26 protein-coding genes are annotated in these 23,836 nt (G+C 33.0%); 8 read left to right on the forward strand and 18 right to left on the reverse strand.

What is annotated here, in order from left to right:
- Positions 1 to 9 precede the first annotated feature (9 nt).
- From bglX to AC3ITQ_RS13920, 4 genes are all read left to right on the forward strand, one after another.
- A complete protein-coding gene (gene bglX / locus AC3ITQ_RS13905; RefSeq protein ID WP_489234793.1) occupies positions 10 to 2,310 on the forward strand; it encodes a beta-glucosidase BglX in 2,301 nt (766 codons plus the stop codon).
- Positions 2,311 to 2,403: 93 nt separating this feature from the next.
- Positions 2,404 to 3,189: a glycerophosphodiester phosphodiesterase family protein gene (locus tag AC3ITQ_RS13910; protein ID WP_489234794.1), complete on the forward strand. Its 786-nt coding sequence runs from the start codon at positions 2,404 to 2,406 to the stop codon at positions 3,187 to 3,189.
- Positions 3,190 to 3,219: 30 nt separating this feature from the next.
- Positions 3,220 to 5,148 carry a discoidin domain-containing protein gene (locus AC3ITQ_RS13915; protein ID WP_489234795.1) on the forward strand — a complete coding sequence of 643 codons (1,929 nt, stop codon included), beginning with the start codon at positions 3,220 to 3,222 and terminating at the stop codon, positions 5,146 to 5,148.
- Between the two features lie 86 nt (positions 5,149 to 5,234).
- The gene (locus tag AC3ITQ_RS13920; protein ID WP_489234796.1) at positions 5,235 to 6,623 is read left to right on the forward strand and encodes a M28 family peptidase; all 1,389 of its coding nucleotides are present in this window, start codon (positions 5,235 to 5,237) and stop codon (positions 6,621 to 6,623) included.
- A 114-nt stretch (positions 6,624 to 6,737) separates the two neighbouring features.
- Here the strand turns inward: AC3ITQ_RS13920 and AC3ITQ_RS13925 are convergent, their stop codons facing one another.
- The 12 genes from AC3ITQ_RS13925 to prmA all read right to left on the reverse strand — a co-directional run bounded on the left by AC3ITQ_RS13925 (position 6,738) and on the right by prmA (position 16,068).
- On the reverse strand, positions 6,738 to 7,415 hold the full coding sequence (locus tag AC3ITQ_RS13925) for a YiiX family permuted papain-like enzyme (RefSeq protein WP_489234797.1): 678 nt from the start codon (positions 7,413 to 7,415) through the stop codon (positions 6,738 to 6,740).
- Between the two features lie 98 nt (positions 7,416 to 7,513).
- Positions 7,514 to 8,428, reverse strand: coding sequence for a hypothetical protein (locus tag AC3ITQ_RS13930; RefSeq protein ID WP_489234798.1), 915 nt, complete (start codon positions 8,426 to 8,428; stop codon positions 7,514 to 7,516).
- An 18-nt stretch (positions 8,429 to 8,446) separates the two neighbouring features.
- Positions 8,447 to 9,265: a 3-deoxy-8-phosphooctulonate synthase gene (gene kdsA / locus AC3ITQ_RS13935; RefSeq protein WP_072971167.1), complete on the reverse strand. Its 819-nt coding sequence runs from the start codon at positions 9,263 to 9,265 to the stop codon at positions 8,447 to 8,449.
- A gap of 263 nt (positions 9,266 to 9,528) precedes the next feature.
- Positions 9,529 to 10,329, reverse strand: coding sequence for an arylamine N-acetyltransferase family protein (locus AC3ITQ_RS13940; RefSeq protein ID WP_489234799.1), 801 nt, complete (start codon positions 10,327 to 10,329; stop codon positions 9,529 to 9,531).
- 156 nt (positions 10,330 to 10,485) lie between these two features.
- Positions 10,486 to 11,118 carry a hypothetical protein gene (locus tag AC3ITQ_RS13945; RefSeq protein ID WP_489234800.1) on the reverse strand — a complete coding sequence of 211 codons (633 nt, stop codon included), beginning with the start codon at positions 11,116 to 11,118 and terminating at the stop codon, positions 10,486 to 10,488.
- Positions 11,119 to 11,604: 486 nt separating this feature from the next.
- Positions 11,605 to 11,928: a hypothetical protein gene (locus AC3ITQ_RS13950; protein ID WP_194655664.1), complete on the reverse strand. Its 324-nt coding sequence runs from the start codon at positions 11,926 to 11,928 to the stop codon at positions 11,605 to 11,607.
- A gap of 3 nt (positions 11,929 to 11,931) precedes the next feature.
- Positions 11,932 to 12,312: a hypothetical protein gene (locus AC3ITQ_RS13955; RefSeq protein WP_489234801.1), complete on the reverse strand. Its 381-nt coding sequence runs from the start codon at positions 12,310 to 12,312 to the stop codon at positions 11,932 to 11,934.
- Positions 12,313 to 12,316: 4 nt separating this feature from the next.
- On the reverse strand, positions 12,317 to 12,769 hold the full coding sequence (locus tag AC3ITQ_RS13960; protein ID WP_489234802.1) for a 2-dehydro-3-deoxyphosphooctonate aldolase: 453 nt from the start codon (positions 12,767 to 12,769) through the stop codon (positions 12,317 to 12,319).
- A 131-nt stretch (positions 12,770 to 12,900) separates the two neighbouring features.
- Positions 12,901 to 13,578: a lysoplasmalogenase gene (locus AC3ITQ_RS13965; protein ID WP_489234803.1), complete on the reverse strand. Its 678-nt coding sequence runs from the start codon at positions 13,576 to 13,578 to the stop codon at positions 12,901 to 12,903.
- A 9-nt stretch (positions 13,579 to 13,587) separates the two neighbouring features.
- Positions 13,588 to 14,859, reverse strand: a complete 1,272-nt coding sequence (locus AC3ITQ_RS13970) for a sterol desaturase family protein (protein ID WP_489234804.1) — start codon at positions 14,857 to 14,859, stop codon at positions 13,588 to 13,590.
- A gap of 64 nt (positions 14,860 to 14,923) precedes the next feature.
- Positions 14,924 to 15,199, reverse strand: a complete 276-nt coding sequence (locus AC3ITQ_RS13975; protein ID WP_192185045.1) for an ATP-dependent Clp protease adaptor ClpS — start codon at positions 15,197 to 15,199, stop codon at positions 14,924 to 14,926.
- Positions 15,200 to 15,234: 35 nt separating this feature from the next.
- Positions 15,235 to 16,068, reverse strand: coding sequence for a 50S ribosomal protein L11 methyltransferase (gene prmA, locus AC3ITQ_RS13980; RefSeq protein ID WP_489234805.1), 834 nt, complete (start codon positions 16,066 to 16,068; stop codon positions 15,235 to 15,237).
- 173 nt (positions 16,069 to 16,241) lie between these two features.
- On the opposite strand from prmA, the gene AC3ITQ_RS13985 reads away from it, so the two are divergent.
- Entirely contained in the window at positions 16,242 to 16,676 is a 435-nt protein-coding gene (locus AC3ITQ_RS13985) for a transposase (RefSeq protein ID WP_489234806.1), read from the forward strand.
- Positions 16,676 to 17,542, forward strand: coding sequence for an IS3 family transposase (locus AC3ITQ_RS13990; RefSeq protein WP_489234807.1), 867 nt, complete (start codon positions 16,676 to 16,678; stop codon positions 17,540 to 17,542). Before AC3ITQ_RS13985 ends, AC3ITQ_RS13990 begins: the two co-directional genes overlap by 1 nt.
- 66 nt (positions 17,543 to 17,608) lie before the next feature.
- Here the strand turns inward: AC3ITQ_RS13990 and tpiA are convergent, their stop codons facing one another.
- The 4 genes from tpiA to AC3ITQ_RS14010 all read right to left on the reverse strand — a co-directional run bounded on the left by tpiA (position 17,609) and on the right by AC3ITQ_RS14010 (position 21,045).
- Positions 17,609 to 18,361, reverse strand: a complete 753-nt coding sequence (gene tpiA / locus AC3ITQ_RS13995; protein WP_489234808.1) for a triose-phosphate isomerase — start codon at positions 18,359 to 18,361, stop codon at positions 17,609 to 17,611.
- 67 nt (positions 18,362 to 18,428) lie between these two features.
- Complete coding sequence (locus AC3ITQ_RS14000) at positions 18,429 to 18,929, reverse strand: TlpA family protein disulfide reductase (RefSeq protein WP_489234809.1); 501 nt, start codon at positions 18,927 to 18,929, stop codon at positions 18,429 to 18,431.
- Positions 18,930 to 19,311: 382 nt separating this feature from the next.
- Positions 19,312 to 20,412 carry a BT_3928 family protein gene (locus AC3ITQ_RS14005; RefSeq protein ID WP_489234810.1) on the reverse strand — a complete coding sequence of 367 codons (1,101 nt, stop codon included), beginning with the start codon at positions 20,410 to 20,412 and terminating at the stop codon, positions 19,312 to 19,314.
- A gap of 90 nt (positions 20,413 to 20,502) precedes the next feature.
- Positions 20,503 to 21,045, reverse strand: coding sequence for a DUF1599 domain-containing protein (locus tag AC3ITQ_RS14010; RefSeq protein ID WP_072971155.1), 543 nt, complete (start codon positions 21,043 to 21,045; stop codon positions 20,503 to 20,505).
- Between the two features lie 223 nt (positions 21,046 to 21,268).
- Here AC3ITQ_RS14010 and folP point away from each other — a divergent pair, with 223 nt between their 5' ends.
- Positions 21,269 to 22,093 carry a dihydropteroate synthase gene (folP, locus tag AC3ITQ_RS14015; protein ID WP_489234811.1) on the forward strand — a complete coding sequence of 275 codons (825 nt, stop codon included), beginning with the start codon at positions 21,269 to 21,271 and terminating at the stop codon, positions 22,091 to 22,093.
- A 149-nt stretch (positions 22,094 to 22,242) separates the two neighbouring features.
- Positions 22,243 to 22,893, forward strand: coding sequence for a hypothetical protein (locus AC3ITQ_RS14020; RefSeq protein WP_489234812.1), 651 nt, complete (start codon positions 22,243 to 22,245; stop codon positions 22,891 to 22,893).
- A 35-nt stretch (positions 22,894 to 22,928) separates the two neighbouring features.
- Here the strand turns inward: AC3ITQ_RS14020 and rlmH are convergent, their stop codons facing one another.
- Together rlmH and AC3ITQ_RS14030 are read right to left on the reverse strand one after the other, a co-directional pair.
- Positions 22,929 to 23,402 carry a 23S rRNA (pseudouridine(1915)-N(3))-methyltransferase RlmH gene (gene rlmH / locus AC3ITQ_RS14025; RefSeq protein WP_026982293.1) on the reverse strand — a complete coding sequence of 158 codons (474 nt, stop codon included), beginning with the start codon at positions 23,400 to 23,402 and terminating at the stop codon, positions 22,929 to 22,931.
- A gap of 94 nt (positions 23,403 to 23,496) precedes the next feature.
- Positions 23,497 to 23,799 (reverse strand): antibiotic biosynthesis monooxygenase family protein, encoded by a 303-nt coding sequence (locus AC3ITQ_RS14030; protein WP_489234813.1) that lies wholly within the window; start codon positions 23,797 to 23,799, stop codon positions 23,497 to 23,499.
- Between the last annotated feature and the right edge of the window lie 37 nt (positions 23,800 to 23,836).

The following is a 23,836-nucleotide window of genomic DNA, read 5'->3' on the forward strand; positions in this document are numbered from 1 at the left end:
TATATTAGAATGAAAAACAAATTAGTCTTACTTTTTTTAGGATGTGCTGTTTTGGGTTATGCTCAAAAAAAGAACACTAAAAACACAGTAACAATTAAACCAAAATCAGAGTTTGTAGCTGAACTTTTGTCGAAAATGACTTTAGACGAAAAATTAGGTCAGCTTAATTTACCAACTTCTGGAGATATTACGACAGGACAAGCAAACAGTTCTGATGTGGCTAAAAAAATTGCTGAAGGTAAAGTAGGTGGTTTATTCAATATTAAATCTGTTCAAAAAATTAAAGAAGTACAAAAAATTGCTGTTGAAAAAAGCCGTTTAAAAATTCCATTGATTTTTGGTATGGATGTTATTCACGGTTACGAAACAACATTCCCAATTCCGCTGGGATTATCTTGTACATGGGATATGAATCTGATCGAAAGAAGTGCTCAGATTGCGGCTCAGGAAGCAAGTGCTGACGGGATCAACTGGACATTTTCGCCAATGGTAGATATTTCCCGTGATCCACGTTGGGGAAGAATTTCTGAAGGATCAGGAGAAGATCCTTACTTAGGAAGTCAAATTGCAAAAGCAATGGTAAACGGATATCAGCAACATGACCTTTCTAAAAATAATTCGATTATGGCCTGTGTAAAACACTTCGCTTTATACGGAGCACCAGAGGCAGGTCGTGATTACAATACGGTTGACATGAGTCATATCAGAATGTTCAATGATTATTTCCCTCCTTACAAAGCAGCTGTTGATGCTGGTGTAGGATCTGTAATGGCTTCTTTTAACGAAGTTGACGGAATTCCTGCAACTGGAAACAAATGGTTAATGACAGATGTTTTAAGAAAACAATGGGGATTTAAAGGTTTCGTAGTAACTGATTTTACAGGAATTAACGAAATGATCGAACATGGGATGGGAGATTTGCAAGCTGTTTCGGCTTTGTCTTTAAATGCTGGTGTTGAAATGGATATGGTTGGTGAAGGCTTCTTGACTACATTGAAAAAATCTTTAGATGAGAAAAAAGTAACTATCGAGCAAATTGATAATGCTGTTAAACTTATTTTAGAAGCAAAGTACGATTTAGGATTATTCCAGGATCCTTATAAATATTGTGATGAAAAAAGAGCTAAAACGGAGATTTTCACATCTTCAAGCAGAAAAGAAGCACGTCAGATTGCTGCACAGTCTTTGGTTTTATTAAAAAATCAAAATCAGGTATTGCCTCTTAAAAAATCTGGAACAATTGCACTTATCGGACCATTGGCAGATGCAAAAGAAAACATGCCGGGAACCTGGAGCGTAGCTACTAAAATGGAAAATGCTATTTCATTATTAGCAGGAATTAAAGAAGTAGCAGGATCTTCTGTAAAAGTATTGTATGCAAAAGGAAGCAATTTAGATTATAATGAAACTTTTGAAACTAATGCAACAATGTTTGGAAAAACCTTACACCGTGATGGTCGTTCTAAAGAAGAATTATTGGCAGAAGCTTTAAAAGTAGCGAACCAATCTGATGTAATTGTAGCAGCTCTGGGAGAATCTGCAGAAATGAGCGGAGAATCTAGCAGCCGTACCAATTTAGAAATTCCACAAGCGCAAAAAGACTTGTTAAACGCTTTATTAAAAACAGGAAAACCAGTTGTGTTAGTTTTATTTGACGGTCGTCCGTTAGTTTTAAAAGAAGAAAACGAGACTGTTCCTGCGATTTTAAATGCGTGGTTTGCCGGTACTGAAGCTGGTTATGCTATTGCTGATGTTTTATTTGGTGATGTAAATCCTTCTGGAAAATTAACTACAACTTTTCCAAGAAGCGTTGGACAAGTACCAATTTACTATGCACACAAAAATACAGGAAGACCTCTTGCAAATACAGAAGGTAAATTCGAAAAATTCAGATCAAATTATATTGACGAAAGAAACGAGCCATTATTTCCATTTGGTTTTGGATTAAGTTATACCAACTTTGACTATTCAAACCTGAAAATTTCATCAGATAAGATGAATGAAAGTGGAAAATTGAAAGTAACTGTTGATGTTAGCAATACAGGAAATTATGACGGTAAAGAAACCGTTCAATTGTATATCAGAGATTTAGTAGGTTCTGTAACAAGACCGGTTAGAGAGCTAAAAAATTTCCAAAAAATAACGCTTAAAAAAGGCGAAAAACAAACTGTGTCATTTGATATCACGGTTAAAGATTTAAAATTTTATAATTCTGACTTACAATTCGTAGCAGAACCTGGACAGTTTGATGTTTTCGTTGGAGGAAATTCAGCTGCAGATAAGAAAGTTAGTTTTGAGTTAACTAAATAGTTGGTTTGTTAGATTAGTAATTAGCCCTTCGTCTGGTTAACGAAGGGCTTTTTCATAAAAAGAACTTTTTAAAAAATGATAAATTTTAAAACAATGAAAATTTCTAACGCATTTAAAGTAGTTATTTTATTCCTATTGATAGTTATTTTTTACTCTTGTGGAGTGGAAAAAAATGCAATTGTTGCACATCGTGGAGCATGGAAAAAGAATAATCTTCCTGAAAATTCTATTGCCTCTTTGCGACATGCAATTGATTTAAAACTTCCAGGTTCTGAATTTGACGTTTGGCGAACAGCAGATGATTCGCTTGTAATCAATCACGATGCGCATTATAACAAATTGCTTATTGAAGAAACAAATTATGCAGATTTAATAAAGTTTAAACTTTCAAACGGAGAAAAGCTGCCAACACTGCACGAGTATATTACTGAAGGCAAACGAAACAACAAACATACCCTTTTAGTCTGCGAAATAAAGCCATCAGAAATAAATAAGGAAAGAGGAAAAAAAACAGCTTTAAAAACTGTTGAAATGATCAAAAAACTGCATGCAGATAAAATTACCTGTTATATAAGTTTTGATTACGAAATCTTAAAGCAAATTCGAGAAGTAGATCAGAAAACAGTTTTACAATATCTGGAAGGTAATAAATCTCCAAAAGAAGTAAAATTAGATAAGATTTCTGGAGTCGATTATCATTATTCTGTTTTTAAAAAACATCCGGAATGGATTAAAGAAGCGAAAGAAAATAATATTATCCTAAATGCCTGGACAGTAAACGAAGTTTCTGATATGGATTGGATTATTGATCATAAATTCAATTACATAACCACAAATGAACCTGAACTATTAAAAGAAAGAGTAAAGGAGAAAAAATAATCTTTTAAACTTTCCAAATAAAATGAAACTATGAAAAAAGCATATCAAATCACATTGCCAATTCTATTGTTTTTGATGATTTTCAACAACAATGTTTTCGCACAAAAAACGAATATTCCTGGAAAAACGGAATGGTTCGATCCGAATAAACCGGCAACGACTTATTGCAACCCAATTAATATTGGTTACAATTACACAACACACAATCATAACGGAATTCCGGAATCACGTCGTTCAAGTGCAGATCCGGTTATAATAACTTTTAAAGGAGAATATTATTTATTCGCCACAAATCAGGCTGGTTTCTTTTGGAGTAAAGACATGTCAGATTGGAAATTTGTTTACGGCAGTTTTCAAAGAAAGCCCGGAGATGATGATCAGTGCGCACCTGCTGCATGGGTTGTAAATGATACTTTGTTTTATGTAGGTTCAACCTGGAAAAGAGATCATCCCATCTGGAAAACAGCTGATCCAAAATCAGGGCAATGGTTAAGACATGTTGATAAGGCAATGCTGCCAACCTGGGATCCTGCCATTTTTCAGGATGATGATAAAAAGGTTTATATGTATTATGGTTCAAGTGGAAAATTACCTCTTGTTGGTGTAGAAGTAGATTATAATACATGGCTTCCAAAAGGAAATCAATCTGATTATGAAAAATTATACAAGGCGACAGAAGTAGAGGATATTCAGCGTCCCTACGGCCAGATAAAAGAAGTGGCTATTTTAGATCCTTCCAATCATGGTTGGGAGCGTTTTGGACCAAACAATGATATGGAGCCTGCACCTTGGGGAAATTTTATTGAAGGAGCCTGGATGACCAAACACAATGGTAAATATTATATGCAATATGGTGCGCCGGCAACTGAATTTAAAGGGTATGCCAATGGTGTTCATGTTGGAGATAATCCCTTAGGGCCATTTACATATCAAAAACACAATCCCATGTCATACAAACCAGGCGGATTTGTAATTGGAGCCGGACACGGAAATACTTTTGCTGATAATTACGGAAATTACTGGAACACCGGAACTTGTAAAATCTCCATAAAGGACCGTTTTGAGCGTCGTATAGATATGTTTCCTGCGGGATTTGATAAAGATGATGTAATGTATTCCATTACGGCTTACGGTGATTTTCCGATCGTCCTGCCAACTTCTCAAAGAAATCAGGAAAAAGGAGCTTCTTCAGGATGGATGTTACTTTCGTACAAAAAGCCAGTAACCGTTTCTTCTTCTGAGGAATGCATGGAAGTAGAAACGCACAGAATGGATAACGGTGGTAAAAAAGTATATGAAAAGTTTTGTTACGGTTCTGAAAATTTAACCGATGAAAATATTCAAACCTATTGGTCAGCAAAAACAGATGCACCTGGCGAATGGATGCAACTAGATTTAGGCAGGCCAATGGAAATAAAAGCGTTACAAATCAATTATGCAGATCATAAAGCGACACAGTACAACAAGGCTATGGATATTTATTACCAATATAAAATCTTCATGTCTGATGATGCCCAAAACTGGACATTAGTGGTTGATAAATCTCAAAATGCAAAAGACGTTCCGCATGATTATGTAGAGTTATCAAAATCAATTAAGGCACGTTACATCAAAATGGTAAACATTCATAATGCTTCAGGATTATTTGCAGTTTCAGACTTTAGAGTTTTCGGAAATGGATTAACAGCAAAACCAAAAGCAGTTTCTAATTTTAAAGTTAACAGAAATGCAAAAGACTCCCGAAATGCAATTATTAGCTGGAAAAAACAGCCAGATGCGGTAGGTTATAATATTTATTACGGAATCTCTCCAGACAAATTATACAACAGTATTATGGTGTATGATGAAGCTTCATATGATTTTAGAGGCTTAGATAAAGGCACAAAATATTACTTTACAATTGAGGCTTTTAATGAAAACGGAATTGGTGTACAAAACAAGTTAATCGAGGTAAAATAATTTGATAAAAGTTGTAATGAAATCTGTGGCAGGTCTAAAGAATTTTGTTCCTTTGTGCAACAACCCAAAAAAACATAATTAAACCTATGAAAAAAACGATTCTTTTAACTGTTTTAGTTTTAAACGGATTGACATCTTTTGCACAGTCAAATGATGAAAAAAACATTAAATTATTCTATAAAAAAGCTTTAACCGAGGCAAAATGTTACACTTGGCTAGAGTATTTATCTAATGATATCGGAAGCCGTTTATCAGGTTCTCCGAGTGCTGAGGAGGCGGTAAAATACACAAAATCCCAGTTGGAAAGTTTGGGACTTGATAAAGTATACCTTCAGGAAGTTATGGTACCTCATTGGGTTCGTGGCGAAAAAGAAACTGCTTTTATTTTAGATAATAAAAACAAAACGGCAGTGCCTATTTGTGCTTTGGGAGGATCAATTGCAACGCCAAAAACAGGGCTTACTGCTGAAGTTGTTGAAGTACAAGGTATTGAGGAATTAAAGACTTTAGGAGATAAAGTAAAAGGTAAAATTGTGTTTTTTAACAGACCAATGAACCCTGAAAATATCGAAACATTTACATCATACGGTGCTTGTGTAGATCAAAGATTTGCCGGAGCAAAAGAGGCTGCTAAATTTGGTGCTGTCGGAACCATTGTTCGTTCTATGAATTTACGTTTAGACGATTTTCCTCATACAGGAGCTCAAAGTTATGGTGATTTGCCAAAAGAACAATATATTCCAACTGCTGCGATAAGTACGAATGGAGCTGAATTATTAAGCAAATCTCTAAAAGTTAACCCAGCTTTAAAGTTTTATTTTAAGCAATCTTGTGAGACTTTACCAGATGTATTGTCTTATAATGTAATTGGAGAATTGACAGGAACAGTAACTCCCGAGAACATTATAGTTGTTGGCGGTCACTTAGATTCCTGGGATCTTGCAGACGGTTCTCATGACGATGGAGCAGGAGTAGTGCAAAGTATGGAAGTGGTGCGTATTCTTAAAAATTTAAATTACAAACCTAAAAATACAATTCGTGCAGTATTATTCATGAATGAAGAAAACGGAGGAAAGGGTGGCGCTAAATATGAAGAAGTTTCTAAACAAAAGAAAGAGAATCATATTTTAGCGGTGGAAAGTGATTCAGGCGGATTTACGCCAAGAGGATTTTCAATTCAGGCAGACGATGCCAACTTCAAGAAGATACAAGGATTTAAAGACTTTTTTGAGCCTTATTTAGTACACAGTTTTACAATTGGTCACGCAGGTTCAGATATTGGTCATTTAACGTCTAAAACAATCGTTAAAGCAGGTTTAAAACCAGATTCACAACGTTACTTTGATTATCACCACGCTGCAAACGATAAATTTGATGCAATCAACAAAAGAGAGTTAGAATTAGGAGCAGCAACAATGACGTCATTAATTTATTTAATTGATCAAAGCGGAATTGTTCTTCCAACTGCGAATTAATTAAGATTTAATTTATAAAGAAAAAGCGATGAGTAATCATCGCTTTTTTTATTTGAAAAATATCTGTGTAAATCTGTTTATTCGCAAAGCCCGTGGACTAAAATATTCAGTTGTTTAATACGTATCAATTACAGTTTTTAACAAACTAGAATCAACGAGATCAGAAGGAGCAACAACTTTTTCCTCAAGCGGAACATCATTTCCATATCTTTCCTTCAATATCTTTTGGACTCTTTCATCATTCAAATTAAAATCCTTCAATTGCTTCAATTTTGATAATTCTATTCCGGCGCCATTTTTATAAATCTTCCAGATCAATTCAGAACAATAAATTCGGTTATCCGTCCATTCAAAATAAGCATCGTATTCCTTCCCCAGAAGTTGTTTGCCGTACGTTTTCATTTTGTCAAGAGTTTCTTCATTCAAAATAGTTTCGGCATTTTTGAGTCTCTTAACAACATATTTATGATCTTTTCCATGTGAAATCCATTCCTCAAGAGGTGTTATTTTTACAGGCTGTACCGCTTCCAAAACAAATTGTCCGCCATTAACAAAGACAATAATGCCGCAATGCGAAAACTTAGAGTTTGTTGCAATTCTTACTGCTTCACATTGTTTAGATTCTGACGTCTGAAAAATAAGATCTCCATCATGAATTTTATCTGAAATACTATTTTCCGACTTTGTTCCGGAAAAAGGATTATTCGGAAAAACTTTCATTGCAACAAACAAAGCACAACCAAAGCTCAGTAAAAATGTAATGATGGGAAATAGATATTTTGATTTTTTCATCTTTTGACTTTTATGAATAAAGTATGATCTGGCAAATTAAGAGCAAAAAAAAATAGTTACCAAAATGATAACTATTTTTAAGTATACTTTATGAAATATTAGATTCTAAAAATTCCACCCACAGCAATAATTCTTTGAAAGAAGAAAAAGTCTTGCGAAGCTTTGTCTTCATTACTAACTGTAGTTCTAATATCCTGCATGTTAATGTAACCTCCTTTTAATTCTCCTTGCAAGTAGAAGTACTTGAAAAAAGTAAAGTTGATTCCCGCTTTTGCAGAAAGGCCATATCCTGAAATATGAAAATCATCGTGACGTTCTTTTCCTAAAAGTGTTGTATTGGTTTTAGGATATAAAACTCCGGCCCCCAAACCTTCAGTTAAGTTAATCTGAACTTTATCTGTATTCGGCAAACCAAACCATTTCGAAATATCGTCATGTCTGGAAACCTCGGTATTAATATAGTTCAAACCATCGGTATGCTCGTACATTAAAAATGCAGGAGGGTTTCCTTGAGCAGTACCTTGATCATAACCACCTTCCTGAGCACCATTTAGAGACATATCTACAGGTCTATTATTGTAATATGTGTTGTCTCCGTTATAATAAGATCCAGCTTGATCAGCAGGTAAATTAATATAACCAGTAACATTTGCTGTTTGATTTTGTGTCATCACATATTTCATGTGATCCCAACCAATAGAAACGCTGTAATGATCGTTAAAGAAATATCCCATTCTAAAATTAGTCTGTGGGATAGTCATGTTTGCCGGATTCACATAATCAATATGGTATCCTTTTGGTTTATCATGAGCTTTCATATCAGCAACTGTGAAGTTGTAATCTTTCCCTCTGAAATTCACATCAGACTTAGTATAACTGTCTCTGTTACCTCCCCAGGAAACGAAAAATTTACCTTTATTATGTGCTGTGTATCTTTCTACTGCGATTTCTTCCTGAGCAAAAGCGTTTAATGAAAAACACACCAGAAAGAAAAATAAAATATTTGTTTTCAATGAACGTGTATTAAAAATTTAGAATGAATTAACTGTTTTTCTAATGGCAACCAATTTGGTCATTAAACCTTCAAAATAGTCCAAATGAAGCATATTAGCACCATCACTTTTTGCGTTAGCAGGGTCAAAATGAGTTTCGATAAAAATACCGTCAACACCCACAGCAATACCTGCTTTAGCAACAGTTTCAATCATATCAGGTCTTCCGCCCGTAACACCGGCAGTTTGGTTAGGCTGTTGCAACGAGTGTGTTACATCCAAAACCGTAGAAGCATATTGCTGCATAGTAGGAATTCCTCTAAAATCAACAATCATGTCCTGGTAACCAAACATAGTACCACGATCTGTAACCATAACATTCTCATTATGACAGTCTAATACTTTTTGAACAGCATGTTTCATGCTTTCCGGACTCATAAATTGTCCTTTTTTCAAGTTAACCACTTTTCCTGTGTTAGCCGCAGCTACAACAAGATCAGTCTGGCGTACTAAGAAAGCCGGAATTTGTAATACATCTACGTATTGTGCCGCCATATCAGCATCTTCATTCGTATGAATATCTGTTACAGTTGGTACGTGAAAAGTCTCCGAAACTTTTCTTAAAATTTTTAATGCTTTTTCGTCACCAATTCCCGAAAAACTATCGATTCGAGAACGGTTGGCTTTTTTAAAAGATCCTTTAAATACATAAGGAATCTGAAGTTTGTCGGTAATACCAACTAATTTTTCAGCAATTCTAAGAGCCATTTCTTCTCCTTCAATAGCGCAAGGTCCCGCCAATAAAAAGAAATTACCACTATCAGTATGCTTAATTTGTGGAATATGTTGTATGTTCATAATATGATTTTTTGACAGTGCAAAGGTAGTTATGATTTATCAATAGCAGATGAAGATTTATGTTTTTTTTAAGAAGCTAATCCTGCTGTCCGTTACAATCTTTTTCTCCAAAACCTTTTTTTATTGGTCTTTGCAGGAGCTTCCTCCGGTCGCTCTGCAAAAACCATAAAAAATAGGCTTTCTCAAAAAAGGATTTTCCCTCCCATCAGGGCTAATGGTTTAGTGGAATTATGAGTTTTTAAGAAGTTTCGAATTATTAAGTATTAAGATTCTTCCAGTCTCAAATTAAATTCTGTTATCAGAATATTTTCCAATTGATCATCTTCAAAAGAAATAATTTCAGAGACCCCATTTGTCATTACTTTTAAGGAATTTTTAGATAGTATTTTTTTGCCCAACGGATTTTGTAAAACCACAATTAATTTTTGGGTAAAAACCGAATCCGGATGCGAATAATTATAATAATTAGCAGGTTTAAAATCGATCCATCGTTGCGTTGCCAAATTGAATGAATAAAGATTAGACCATTCTGTTCCAATTAATATTTGAAGTAAATAGTCATCATCTTCTGTTTTTACCAAAGTAAAAGTATCAGAATCGTGCTGAATCTTAGTTCCAATTTCACTCAGTTTTAAAGGTTTTCTAATGCTGTTTCCTCCAAAACCTAAATCAATTAGGTATTCTTCATTTTCGATAGTGGCAATAATACCCAAATGTGTTTTAGCATTTTGTCCCGGATTTACCAAAGGACGCGCCGCAACATAATAATGCGGAACACCAATTTCCTGCAAAGCCAATGAAAATAAACCATTGATCTGATAACAATAACCGCCTCGATTTAGATTCACAATTTGATTTACAATATTATCACCGTTTAACGATATAACTTTTCCGGCCTGAACATCAATATTCTCAAAAGGAACACTAAACAATTGACTGCGCATTAGTTTTGTAATGCCTTCAATATTCAATTCAATTTCTCCTGAAAATTTGATTCTGTCTAAGTACTGTTGTAAATTGAAACTTTCTGCTTCAATTTTATATTGATTTTTTGATTGATTCATTAATTATATTTTTTCTATACAATCAAAATTAAAGCATTTAAATAAGTAGAACGAAGAGTTTAACTTATTTTTTTTGGGGATTTACCAGCTTGGTCTACAATAAAATTTGTCTTCTCAATAATCTAAATCTTGTTATTCTATTAATTTGTTTTGATTTTAATCATTATCAATTTCTTTTTTCTTTAAAAGAGTTTTAACAACTCCATATAAAACATTGGTATTCCAGTCATTTAAATAACTATAACCACGATTTACATTAACTGCATTGTCTTTAGAATAAATGGCAAAATAAGTTGTGTAAGCTCTGGTTCTAACTTTTTCCCATGGAATAAATTCACTTTTAGGTTTTAAAGATGCAGTACTTAAAATAGTCAAACCGTATTTAGTAATAATCACTTCACCGATTTTAATGTCTTCCCCTAATTCGTGCTTTTGAATGTATTTTGTTGCTATTTCTTCGAAATAAAGTTCCCATAAAGAGTCTAAAATTTCATTGCAAAGCTTATGATATTCATCTTTCTTTCTGCCAAAATAAGTTTTAAAATTAATCTTAATAATTTGATTATCATTACTACGAATCGATATAACATATTCTCTTCCAAAAACGAATTTATATCTCATGAATTTTACTCCAAAATTATATTCAGCAATTTCATTTTTTTGAAAAGTGATAAAGGAATTATTTTTTAAATCTTTGCTGTCAAATTTTATTTGGTTTTGCTCTAAGATTAGTTTTCTAGGATAATTATCTGTAATTCCTCTTCTAATTGTAAATTCTTTTGGATCCATTTAGTTTATTGGTTTTTGATTTGTCATAAAAGGATGCTATTTTTTCGAAATCTAACATAAAATATCCAAAAGAGAATTTGTCCAACAAAAAATAAAACATTCATAAAAATATGAATAAAGACGACAATTTGAATTTGATGGATAACGTATTCTGGATTGAAGGTAAGCAGGTCATAAAGATTTATTTTACCAAATAATACTCCAGGAAAAGTTAACGAAAAATGGATTAAGAATTTCTTATAACTAATCTCTTTAGTTAATTTTGAAAGCTTCCAATAATGAAATGTTACAATGCTTAAAATTATAAACTTGATCAAATTTGAAATTATTTGACCTGGAATAATAGTAGTATGCCATCCCGGAATTATCGAATAGAAAAAATCAGAATTTATAGTTAGAATAGCAATGTAATAAGGAAATACTGCCAGTGATAAAAGGGTGAAAATTATAAAAGCTGATTTTGTTTTCATTACAATTTATGTGGGCTTAGCTTATTAGCTTTCGCTGTTTTATAAAATATTGTACGGCAATAGTCACTAATAACACAATAGTCAAAAATAGTAGAAGAAATATAAGACCCGCTATAGGAGTCAGACATCTGGCTTTGTCTGGATGCTCATCAAAATATTTTGAAAAATTATAATAAGCAACGCCAAAAATAGCACTTGAAAAAAGTATTTGCAAAATGAAACTTGTCAAAGACACTTTTCCAAACGTCATCGGCGTAGTTTTTCGAATGGCTTTTGTTCCATATACAAATTGAAACAATAAAGGTAGTATCATTAAGATTAGAGATAGTAGTCCTAACATAAATTAGTTTTTTATAATGGTTTCTATCAGCTTTTTCTTTTTTAGTTCCATGATTTTTTCGAAACTTAATTCCTTAATTTTTAATTCCTTTTCACTTCTAAAAACTTCATATTTATTCTCTTTTTGATTTACATAAATTAATTCATATAAATCTAAATTGTCATTTTCTTTTGTAATTACATCAGCCCTTTTCCAATTTTTTGTAATGACACCAAACTTTTGAGTTTGCTTGTTTACGATAATATTGCCACTTTTTGAGTCAAAATAAACTTCTTGTAAATCACCGTAATGATCTTCAATTTCCATTAAATATAATCCAAAAAAAATCCATCCAAAAAGAACGACTAGTATAGTAATAATGCTGATAAGTATTTTTTTTATCATTTGATTATTCCTTCTTCAAGCTCAATCCCATCGGAACCATCAAAATTCCTTTTTCATATACATTCAAATAAAGCGTAATAGGTTTCTTTTGTCCTTGCCAGGTTAATTCATATACATTCAAAAATCCTGCACCCATATCGCTTCTTTTGGTTGGAAAAGGACAACAGGTTTCTAATCTTTTAAAAGTGATTTTTTCACCATTTGGACCGGCAAGAGCATTTAGAAAACGGGTTTCGTTTAAGGTTTCGTTTCTGGTGTTTTGGTAAAAAATATTTACAGGATAATCTGGATCGTAGCCGTACTTTTTGTCTTTGCTAAAAAGTGTAATGGCAAAAGTATTGTCTTTTTTCAAAACCAAATCGGGAGCATTATCATCAACGTTTTTCAAAGTCGATTTTGAACTCACGCAAGAGGTTGCAGTAATTAGTAAAATGATAAAAAAAGCTATTTTTTTCATGGTTTAAGAGTATTGGTCTTACAAATGTAAAGAGTAAAATAGTTTTTGCCACAGATTAAAGGATTAAATGATTAAAAAAAATAAATCGGTAAAAACCTGTCCTATCCGTGTGATCCGTGTGCCATTATAAACTATTCTGCCTTTTTAGGATTCAGTTTTAATATTCCAACTACAATCAGATATTGTGCCACAAGATAAGTCAGCATGATAAAAAAGGAACTTCTTTCTATTGGTGCATAGAATTTGTTGATTGCCAAAATACTATCTGAAATTACAAAGACAATTGCACCTGCAAAAATGTATATATTCCCTGGTTTTTTCCAAACTAAAAAACCGTTAAAGGCAAATAAAAGCATAATCGAAATCACACTCGCATAAACGATAACAGGTATTTTTAAATCGCCTAAAGAGGGCAATAAAACGGAAAGCATCCCAATAAGATAGAAGGCGACAAGCAGGCTCCCAATTCCGAAAGCAATTTTATTTGTATGAACCCGTGTTTTTATTTGCTTATTAAATAGTACACAATAAATAATATGTGCCATCAGAAAAGAAACAAGGCCAAGTATGAAATAGATTTCAGCGATATCGGCAAAAAGCAAAATTACGTCTCCAATCCATGAAAATAATAAAGCCGCTAAAAGGGCTTTTTTAGTTGGGAAACTACGATAAAAGTAAGTGCCAAACGCTAATAGCGGAATTAAAACAGGTTTTAAAAATAAATCTAAATTTTCATATCCTGCAAGTAAAATAAGTAGGTAAAGGACACTAAAAGCAACGTAGGTTTTAAAAATGGTCGAATTTCTCATAATTGGGGGTTATGAATTTATTAATTGATTTTGGGGAGTTCTAAAGTCTTTCATAATAAAATAAGCGTAAGTCAAAAATGACAGGCTTAAGTAACCTAAAATAATATAATTGGAGAAAGGAAAAACCTGGTTTAAGCCAAACCAGTCTCCGTAATAAGAAATAATGGCAATGGCTGTAATGAAGCGCAATCCTTCCCAAAGAATAGCATATTTATTTTTATCCATCAATTCACAATAACTGTAAATAGTAATTAGAATAAAAAAACCATAAATAAAGATATTTGGCAGGCCAATTTTAGCAATATTATCAAACAAATAAGTCACAAATAAAAGTGTTATTAATACTTGTGCCACAGCCCAATAAATTAATTTTTGAGAGTTTTGTGTACCGTATTTTTCAAAATCATAGACATTCTCAATCTTGTGTACGGGATATTTCTCTTCAAAATTTTCAGGACGCCATCCTGTTGGTTTAAACCAGATGGTCAGCTTGTCTTTCCAGTTTTCTGCACGCCATGCATCTTTAATTAATAAAGTAAGATGTTGAAAATTTATCTTAATCGGGTTCCACGTATGTGCTGGCCTGGTGATTCCAAAAACCGGTGGAACATCATCTAATTCGGCCTGAAAAGTACCAAAAAGCTTGTCCCAAAAAATAAAGATTTGCGAATGGTTTTTATCTAAATATTCAGGATTTATGGCGTGATGTACCCGATGATGAGAAGGAGTTACCAAAATATTTTCAAGAAAGCCCATTTTTTTAATGTGCTTGGTATGGTACCAAAATTGCAGAAACAAATGAAGTGGTAAAGTAATCGCAATTACGGATGCAGGAACTCCTAATAAGGCAGCAGGTATCAATAGAAAAGTAAATAAGTTTGCTAAACTCGCAATGGGCTGACGTAAGGCGCAGGCCAGATTAAATTCTTCACTACTATGATGAATGGCATGTTTGTTCCAAAGAAAATTAATTTGATGTGCCCATCTATGACTCCAATATCCGTAAAAATCGATAACAAAAAACGCAATGCAATAGGAGAGGATATTAGCTTCGAGATGGTAAATCGCAATGTTAGAAACGAGCCATTCGTAGGAAATAAAAGTAAGGCTCAAGCCTAAAACATCTTTCACCGAGTTGGTAATTCCGGAGCTGATACTCGATACGCTGTCTATTAAAGGTGCAGTATCTTCTTTTTTATAGATGCCGTAAATTTTTTCAATTATAATTAAAACCAAAAAAATAGGTGTGGCGATAATTAATATTTTTCCGTATTCTTCCATAAAAAAACATTCTATTTTATTCCAAATATAGAATAAAATAGAATGTTTTTTAAATTATTTACAATTAAACAATTTCGGCGCTAAGTCCAGCTTCCAGAAGTTGTGTACATTGGGGTTTAAGTTTGTCCATTGGCCCTGTTTTTACAGTGCATTTTCCATTATAATGTACAATTAAGGAACATTGTTCTGCTTGTTCAGCCGTGTGACTGCAAACGCGCATTAAAGTGTCAATTACGTGATCAAAAGTGTTTACATCGTCATTATAAACAATGATTTCATTATTGAAACCAACTGCTTCTTTTTCACGAACTCTTTCTCTTACTTTTTCTTTAGTACTCATGTTTTTAGGTTTTTGTACTGTTGTAATTACTAAAACTAATTTACGTATTTTAATGAAACCCAGTTGTTTCTTTGAAATTTTTTAACATATGTCAGCCCTTTTTCGGTGCATGAAGCATCGATAAATGGAATGTCTTCTTCGTAGAAACCGCTAAATAAAATGATCCCGTCTTTATTTAAACAGTCCACATAACTTTGCATATCATTCAACAATATATTTCTGTTGATGTTGGCAATAATTAAGTCATATTTTTTACCAGCTAATAAAGCTGCATCGCCTTCATAAACGGTGATGTGTTTGCAGTTATTGCGTTCTGCATTTTCGATAGAATTCAAATAACACCAATTGTCAATATCAATAGCATCAATTGGCTGAGCACCTTTCATTTCAGCTAAAATGGCTAAAATTGCAGTTCCGCAACCCATGTCTAAAGTTTTTAAACCTTGAACATTCATTTCTAATAAATGCTGAATCATCATGTGAGTTGTTTCGTGATGACCTGTTCCAAAACTCATTTTTGGTTCGATTACGATATCAAACTCGGCATCTGTTTTTGGATGAAAAGGAGCACGAACATGACATTTTCCGTCTACATCAATCGCTTCAAAGTTCTTTTCCCATTCTTCGTTCCAGTTTACCTGATCGATTTCTTCAATTGTATATTCGATTTTAAATTCTTCAGACTGTAAAATATAAATGTCATCCAGAATGTTTTCATCCCATAGATCTTTCTTCACATAAGCAGAAATTCCGTTGTCCGTTTCTGTAAAAGTTTCAAACGCTTTTTCGCCTAATTCAGCAATTAAAATTTCTGATCCCGGTTCTTTCGGCTCAATCGTAAAATGATATCCTAAATATATATTTGACATAAATAATTTTTTTGCAAAGGTAACAATAGAAAGCAGAAGTTGCTTATAAATCTAAAAGAACATTATTAATTTAAGAATTATTTAAACCATAAAAAAAGCGTTCGCACAGCGAACGCTTTTTTATATAAGTAAGATGTCTTGTCCTGAAATAGCGATACACAAAAAGTATCATTATGGAAAAAGATCAACAATTGCGCTATGTAAAGCGTACACAGAAAGATTACACTATGGCTTTTAAGCTTCAAATTGTTCAGGAAATAGAACAAGGGAGAACTTCAATTTCGCAAGTTAAAAAAGATTATGCCATTCAGTCCCGTTCTACAATCGTTCAATGGCTTCGGAAATTTGGTAACTTTGATTGGGACAATCAAACACCTCTTACTATGTCAAAATCTCCTGAACAAAAAATAATGGAACTTGAAGCCAAAGTGAAGTTATTAGAAAGACAAAAAGCATTTTTAGAACAGCAGGCTTATGTTGCTGATAAAAAGGCTATTATTTTTGATATGATGATTGATATAGCTGAAAAAGAATATCAAATTGACATCCGAAAAAACTCACCACCCGAACAATCGACCATTTTAAAGAAGAACATCAACAAACAATAATGTTTGCCTGTACTTTGTTCGGGATAGACAGACAGGTTTATTATCGAAGAATAAAAAGAACCAGTTCCAGACAGCATCTGGCTTCAGAAGTTATCAGCCTGGTTCTTGGAATTAGACAGACAATGCCCCGAATAGGAGCAAAAAAACTGTATTATCTTTTAAAAGTTCAATTGCATCAACTCAAAATCGGTAGAGATAAATTTATCAATATACTTAGAGCAAATCATTTGTTGATAATGCCTAAACGTTCTTATCACATAACAACAAACTCTCATCACCGATTTAGAAAGCATCAAAATCAAATATTAGATTTACAGATCCGCAGACCTGAGCAAGTCTGGGTATCAGACATAACTTATATTGGGAAAAGAGATAATCCTTGTTATTTAAGTCTAATAACAGATGCTTACTCTAAAAGAATAATGGGCTTTAATGTGGCAGATAACATGAATACTCAAAGTACCTTAACGGCTTTAAAAAATGCAATAAAACAACGCAGTGATAAAGACTCAGTATTAATCCATCATTCCGATAGAGGACTACAGTATTGTTCTGATCAATATCAAAAACTATTAAATCAAAACAATATAAAATGCAGCATGACTCAAAACTCGGATCCATATGAAAATGCAGTGGCAGAGAGAATAAATGGAATTCTAAAACAAGAATTTAATATTGATAAGTTTAATCAGCAGATTGCTGTGATGAAGGCGCTAGTGAAAAATGCAATTGATATTTATAATAATAAAAGACCACATTACTCTAATTATATGCTCACCCCTAATCAAATGCACCAACAAAACATAATACAGATGAGAACTTATAAAAGAAAAACACCTGTAAAAAAAGTTCTTACAGGTGTTTAATTAAAGATATTTGTCTAATAATCTGTATCGATTATTTAGGACTAGTCAAGATTATAAAATCTAAAATTAGATTGCTGTAACAATTGCTAAGAAATCTTCTGCTTTTAAAGCAGCACCTCCAATTAAACCACCATCTACGTCTGGTTTAGAGAAGATTTCTTTTGCGTTGTCTGGTTTAACAGAACCACCGTATAAAATAGAAACTTCGTCAGCGATATCAGCACCAAAAGCTTTACGTACAACTTCTCTAATGAATTCATGCATTTCCTGAGCTTGTTCTGGTGAAGCAGTTTCTCCAGTTCCAATTGCCCAAACTGGCTCATAAGCTAAAACAACATTTGCCCAAGATTCTTTTGCGATGTGGAATAATCCGTCACGTAATTGATTCTCTACAATATTGAAATGATTCCCTGATTGACGATCTTTTAATTCTTCTCCAAAACAGAAAATTACCGTCATATCATGTTTCAAAGCGGTATCCACTTTGTTTGCGATTAATGCATCTGTTTCATGGAAAATAGCACGACGCTCAGAGTGACCAAGAATTACAGTGTTTACACCAATACTAGTTAACATTTCTGCAGAAATTTCTCCTGTAAAAGCACCGCCTTCAGCCTGATGAACATTTTGAGCAGAAACTCCAATAGTTGTGTTTTTTACTTTTGCAACTGCAGCCTGTAAGTTTACAAACGTTGGGGCAACTATTACCTGAGCAGTAGTTTGTGCTGGTATTTTTGTAATTAATTCACTTAATAATTCTTGAGTTTGTTCTGCGTTTTTATGCATTTTCCAGTTTCCTGCAACAATCTTTTTTCTCATTTTGGTAGTTTTTATTATTCTTTTAATTTTTTGTTTTTTTGTTTTTTGTGGTAATTTGCGAAGCAGTTTAAGCTTGTTTTAAACTTTTTAGGGTTTCATTGATTTTATCAAAATCAGTTTCAATTGCACGGTATAAAACGATTTTTCCTGTTTTGTCAATGATAATATATCTCGGAATCCAGTCCAGATCAATTGCTTTTCCGAAAACACCTTTCATTCCGTCGTTCATCATAAAATGATCCCCTTTTATTTCGTGTTTTTCAATTCCGATTTTCCATTTTTCAGCCGTTTTATCAGCAGAAAGGAATAAGTAAGAAACGTCGGGATTGTTGGCTTGTAGTTCTTTTACTTTAGGCATTGCTTTTACGCAATCGCCACACCAGGAAGCCCAAACTTCAATAACCAAAGTTTTTCCTTTGTATTTTTTTAAAATGTTTTTGAAAGAAGTCTGATCTCCATCAACTGTTAATAATTTTTCAGACAGAGCTTCTTTAGAGAAACTGGTTTTCTGTGCTTGAGAACAAGAAAAAGTAATCAGTGCAATAATAACTAGAGCTATTTGTTTCATATTATAATATTAGTTTTAAAATTGTATGAATTGTATTTTCTGAACTGAATCTGCAAATTCAAATGAGAGCAATTTCATAAATTAAGGTTCTCAACAAAGTTAAACAAACAAATTGAATGCCAAATGGAGATTAACAAAATTTGAAGAGTCGTTTATTTTGTAACAAAACTGGAATTTTCGGTTAGAAAAACGCGATTGAAATCGTAATAGTTCGCCTGAAAAATGAAAAAAATGGGGAATTTTTTTTTAATGAACTAAAATTTGGAACGATTTTTTTGCTTTTGGAAGGATTTTAGGAACTAAAAACGTCGGATTTTAATAAAAAAAACGGCAGACTAAATTATTTATAGCCTACCGATTTTTATTTTTTATTTAGAGGAAATTACAATTTCAAATCTCCAATATCATTGTAATGCACTTTCTGAATCACAGTTCCATTATGTAAAACTACAATACTTGGGTTTGCTCTTTCAATTGTTTTTAAAGCTGTTGCATCACAGAAATAAAAATCAACATTTAAGCCGTATTCTTTTTTAGCTTTTGCAATTTCATCAGCTCCAGAAGCTGTCATTGCAACCACTTTGTAACCTTTAGCTTGCGCTTCTTTGTTTAAAGCTTCTAACTTTTTCATTCCAGACGGGTCAGATAAACTCAAATCATAAGTAACAAAAAGTAATAATTTTGGTTCTTTTAAAAGTTCTTCTTTATAGTCAGAATCGTCTTTTGTCATCGTGAAATCGTGAATTGGCGGAACATATCCTTCGGTAATCACTTTATCTTTTCTATCTACAAAAGTAGCGCCTGCAGGAATATTTGCTAAATCTTTTTCACCAAATTCTTTATCAACACCGTTTACTTTGTAGATAAAAATCATTTCAACTACAGACTTTGGAGCGCCTTCCGGAATTTCCATTCCTTTCTCAATATTGGTTCCCACTTTGTAAGGACGGAAATCTTTTATCGGATTGTGATTTAAAACCCAAACCGCCATAAAAGCACACAAAACAACGCTTACATAAACAGCAAAATTAGTTTGTGGGGTTAAAAACAATGGTTTTAATAATTTTTGATTGAAGAATAAGATCAAAATAAAGAAAAGCAATACCACATCTTTTGTGAACGACTCCCAAGGTGTTAAATGCAAAGCATCTCCAAAACATCCACAATCTTTTACGACATCAAAATAAGCAGAGTAAAAGGTAAGGAAGGTAAAGAAAACAATTAAAAGCAATAAAGCCCATATCGTAGTTTTTACTTTATAACCAACCAATAGCATTACACCTAAAACAACTTCCAAAATCACTAAAAAGATAGCTAATCCTAAAGCAAATGGCTCTAAAAAAGGCATGTTGAAAACCGGCTCGCTAAAATATTCAGCCAGTTTATAAGAGAAACCAACCGGATCATTTAGTTTTATTAATCCTGAAATGATAAATAATACGCCGACGAATATTCGGGAGAATTGAGTAATGATGTTTTTCATAATATAGGTTTAGTTTAAATTCCTCCCGATGGGTATCGGGACCAAATTTCAAAGATTAGGATTGGAATTTGGAATTTATTTTTTGGAATTTTATTTATTTATAGGCTCAAGAATTAGTGCAAAAACAGCATAATTGATCATATCCTGATAATTAGCATCAATGCCTTCAGAAACTAAAGTTTTACCTTTGTTATCTTCAATTTGTTTTACGCGAAGTATTTTTTGCAGAATCAAATCAGTTAAGGAACTCACACGCATATCACGCCAGGCCTCGCCATAATCATGGTTTTTGGCTTCCATTAATTCTTTGGTAAGTTTAATTTTAGCATCGTATAATTCGGTTGCTTTTTCAACATCAAGATCTGGCTGTTCTGCAACACCCAATTCTAATTGAATCAAAGCCATTATAGAATAATTGATGATTCCTATGAACTCTCCTTTTTCATCCTCATCTACTTTACGGATTTCGTTTTCCTGTAAACTTCTGATTCTTTGCGCTTTTATGAATATCTGATCGGTTAGCGAAGGCAGTCTTAAAATTCTCCATGCGCTACCATAATCTTTCATTTTGTTGATATATAAGGTACGGCAAACTGTAATTACATTATCAAATTCAAGGGAAGTATTCTTCATTTATTGCTGTATATTTGCTAAAATTTCTTCAAAAATAAGGAATTTTTCAAGAGTTTCAAGTTTCAGGTTTTCTTTGTTTCAAGTTTTTTCTAAACAAAGTGTTAATGGGATAATTTGAAACTGAAAAAATGATGTTTCAAGTTTCAGGTTTCAAGTTTCAAGTTCTGGAACTTACGCAATCTTTGAGAACTTGAAACTTGAAACAAATAAAACTTGAAACAAAATGTTAATTAACTGCAAAGGGCAACTTATTGATTTGTCAATTCCTAAAGTAATGGGGATTTTGAATGTGACGCCGAATTCCTTTTTTGATGGAGGAAAGTATAAAAATGAAGAAGAAATTATCGCTCAGGCAGGTAAAATGCTTTCTGAAGGTGCGACATTTATAGATATTGGTGCTTATTCGAGTAAACCAAGTGCTGAATTTGTTACTGAAACAGAAGAAATTGAGCGTATTGTTCCGGTAATCGAATTGATTTTAAAATATTTTCCTGACGCTTTATTGTCAATAGATACGTTTAGAGCTGAAGTTGCAAAAGTAAGTATAGAAAGCGGCGCAGCAATTATAAATGATATTGCAGCCGGAGAACTTGACGATAAAATGTTTGATGTAATTGCAGCATACAATGTTCCGTATATTATGATGCACATGCGTGGAAATCCACAAACCATGCAGACTTTGACGCAATATGATGATATCGTAAAAGAAATGCTTTTCTATTTTTCTGAAAAAGTTAAAAAGGCGCGTAGCCTCGGAATTAATGATTTGATTCTCGATCCAGGTTTCGGATTTGCTAAAACAACCGATCAAAATTATGAAGTTTTGCAAAAAATGGAACTTTTTAATTTGTTGGAATTACCAGTTTTGGCGGGAGTTTCAAGAAAATCAATGATTTATAAAACACTTGGTAATTCAGCACAAGAAGCTTTAAATGGAACGACGGTTGTTAATACAATTGCGTTGACCAAAGGCGCAAAAATTTTGCGTGTGCATGATGTAAAAGAAGCTGTGGAATGTGTTACTTTGTTTGGAAAAATGAATATTTAAGAGGAGTTTATGCGACAGGTTTGTCATTCCGAAGAACGAGGAATCCCCACAAGAAACTCCGCAATCATAATTGCCAAACTTTGTCGAGCTACTTGCGGGGATTCCTCCTCCGTCGGAATGACATACTTTGGGTTAAAATAAAATAAAATATGAAATACTTTACATTAATTATAGCTTTTCTTCTATTCTCCTGTGGAGAAAAAAAAGACGTCTTACTCCCAAAAGCAAATGTTTCATTTGTAAAAGACGTTCAGGATCATTCGCCAATTTATATCTTTTTCAAAACCGAAGGTAAAGACACAATTGCCGAAGTAAATAGAAAAAACAGCATCATCTCAACCAATTGGATTTTCAATATTGACAAACGTTTGCCTTTGAGATTAGTGATTCCAGAAGTAATGAAATTACAGGAGAAAAAGCGAGGAGACAGCGCCCATAAAAACGAAAACGCCCAAAATTATTATTCCTATGCAGATTCCATCGGAAAGAATTTAGCCTTTTTGCCTTTCACGAAAGTGTATTATAAAATGGAGTCTGTTAGCAAAAATACCAGTCAATTGTATTTCAGAAAAAATGGGATGATAGAATACAGAGGCAGAAAAACCTATGATTTTCCTAAAAATAATTTGAAACCTTTTCTCGATAGCTTAGTAATAAATCCAAAAGCTGAAATTATATTTTCATACGATAAAAATATGCCTTATGGATATTATATTCAATGTAAAATCCTGGTAAAAACTATAATTGATAAAAAGATTCCATTTGTTTTTATAAGTGAAGAAGAAGAATTTATCTACTAGAACTGAATACTAAAAAACTGTTACTGAATACTTTCTTATTGGTGATGATAAGGTTCATTTCGTAAAATCGTAAACCCGCGGTACAATTGTTCAATAAAAAACAAACGCACCATTTGATGTGAAAATGTCATCAGCGAAAGCGAAATTTTCCCCTGCGCTTTGCTGTAAACCGTATCTGAAAAACCGTAAGGACCGCCAATTACAAAGACTAAAGTTTTGATTCCCGAATTCATTTTCTTTTGTAATTCTTCAGAAAAACCAACACTGGAGAAGTTTTTCCCGTTTTCATCCAATAAAATCAATTGATCTGTCGGAGAAAGTTTAGACAAAATTAATTCGCCTTCTTTTTCTTTCTGTTGACTTTCAGATAAATTCTTCACGTTTTTGATGTCAGGAATAATCTCCAAATCAAATTTGATATAAAACGACAAACGTTTGGTATAATCGTCGATTAAAGTCTGCAACGATTTATTGTCGGTTTTGCCAATGGCGATAAGTTTGATGTTCATTGTTTTTTTTTTTGCCACTAATTGCACGAATTTACACAAATTAAAAATCTGTGTGAATCTTTTAGATCCGTAAAATTTGTTGGCAATTTATCGGCTATTTTCTATTCTTAAAAACGGTTTCAAAATGTTCTACAATTGGAAAAGGCTCGTAATAATGATGCAAAATCTTTTTCCATTCTAAGTACGCTTCTGAAGTTCTAAAACCTATGGTATGATCTTCCAATGTATTCCAATCAACCAATAAAAGATATTTATTATCAACCTCCAGACATTTCTCTAAGCGATGTCCTAAATAGCCATCAATTGACGAAATATATTGACTTGCTTTTACAAAATCAGCCTCGAATTGATTTGCTAAATAAGGTTTTATAAATAAGAAAACGGCTTCTAGAATCATATAATTAAATGAATTTATCTGCTTGATCTTCTAAATC

The sequence above is a fragment of the Flavobacterium sp. KH_001 genome (assembly GCF_057840745.1).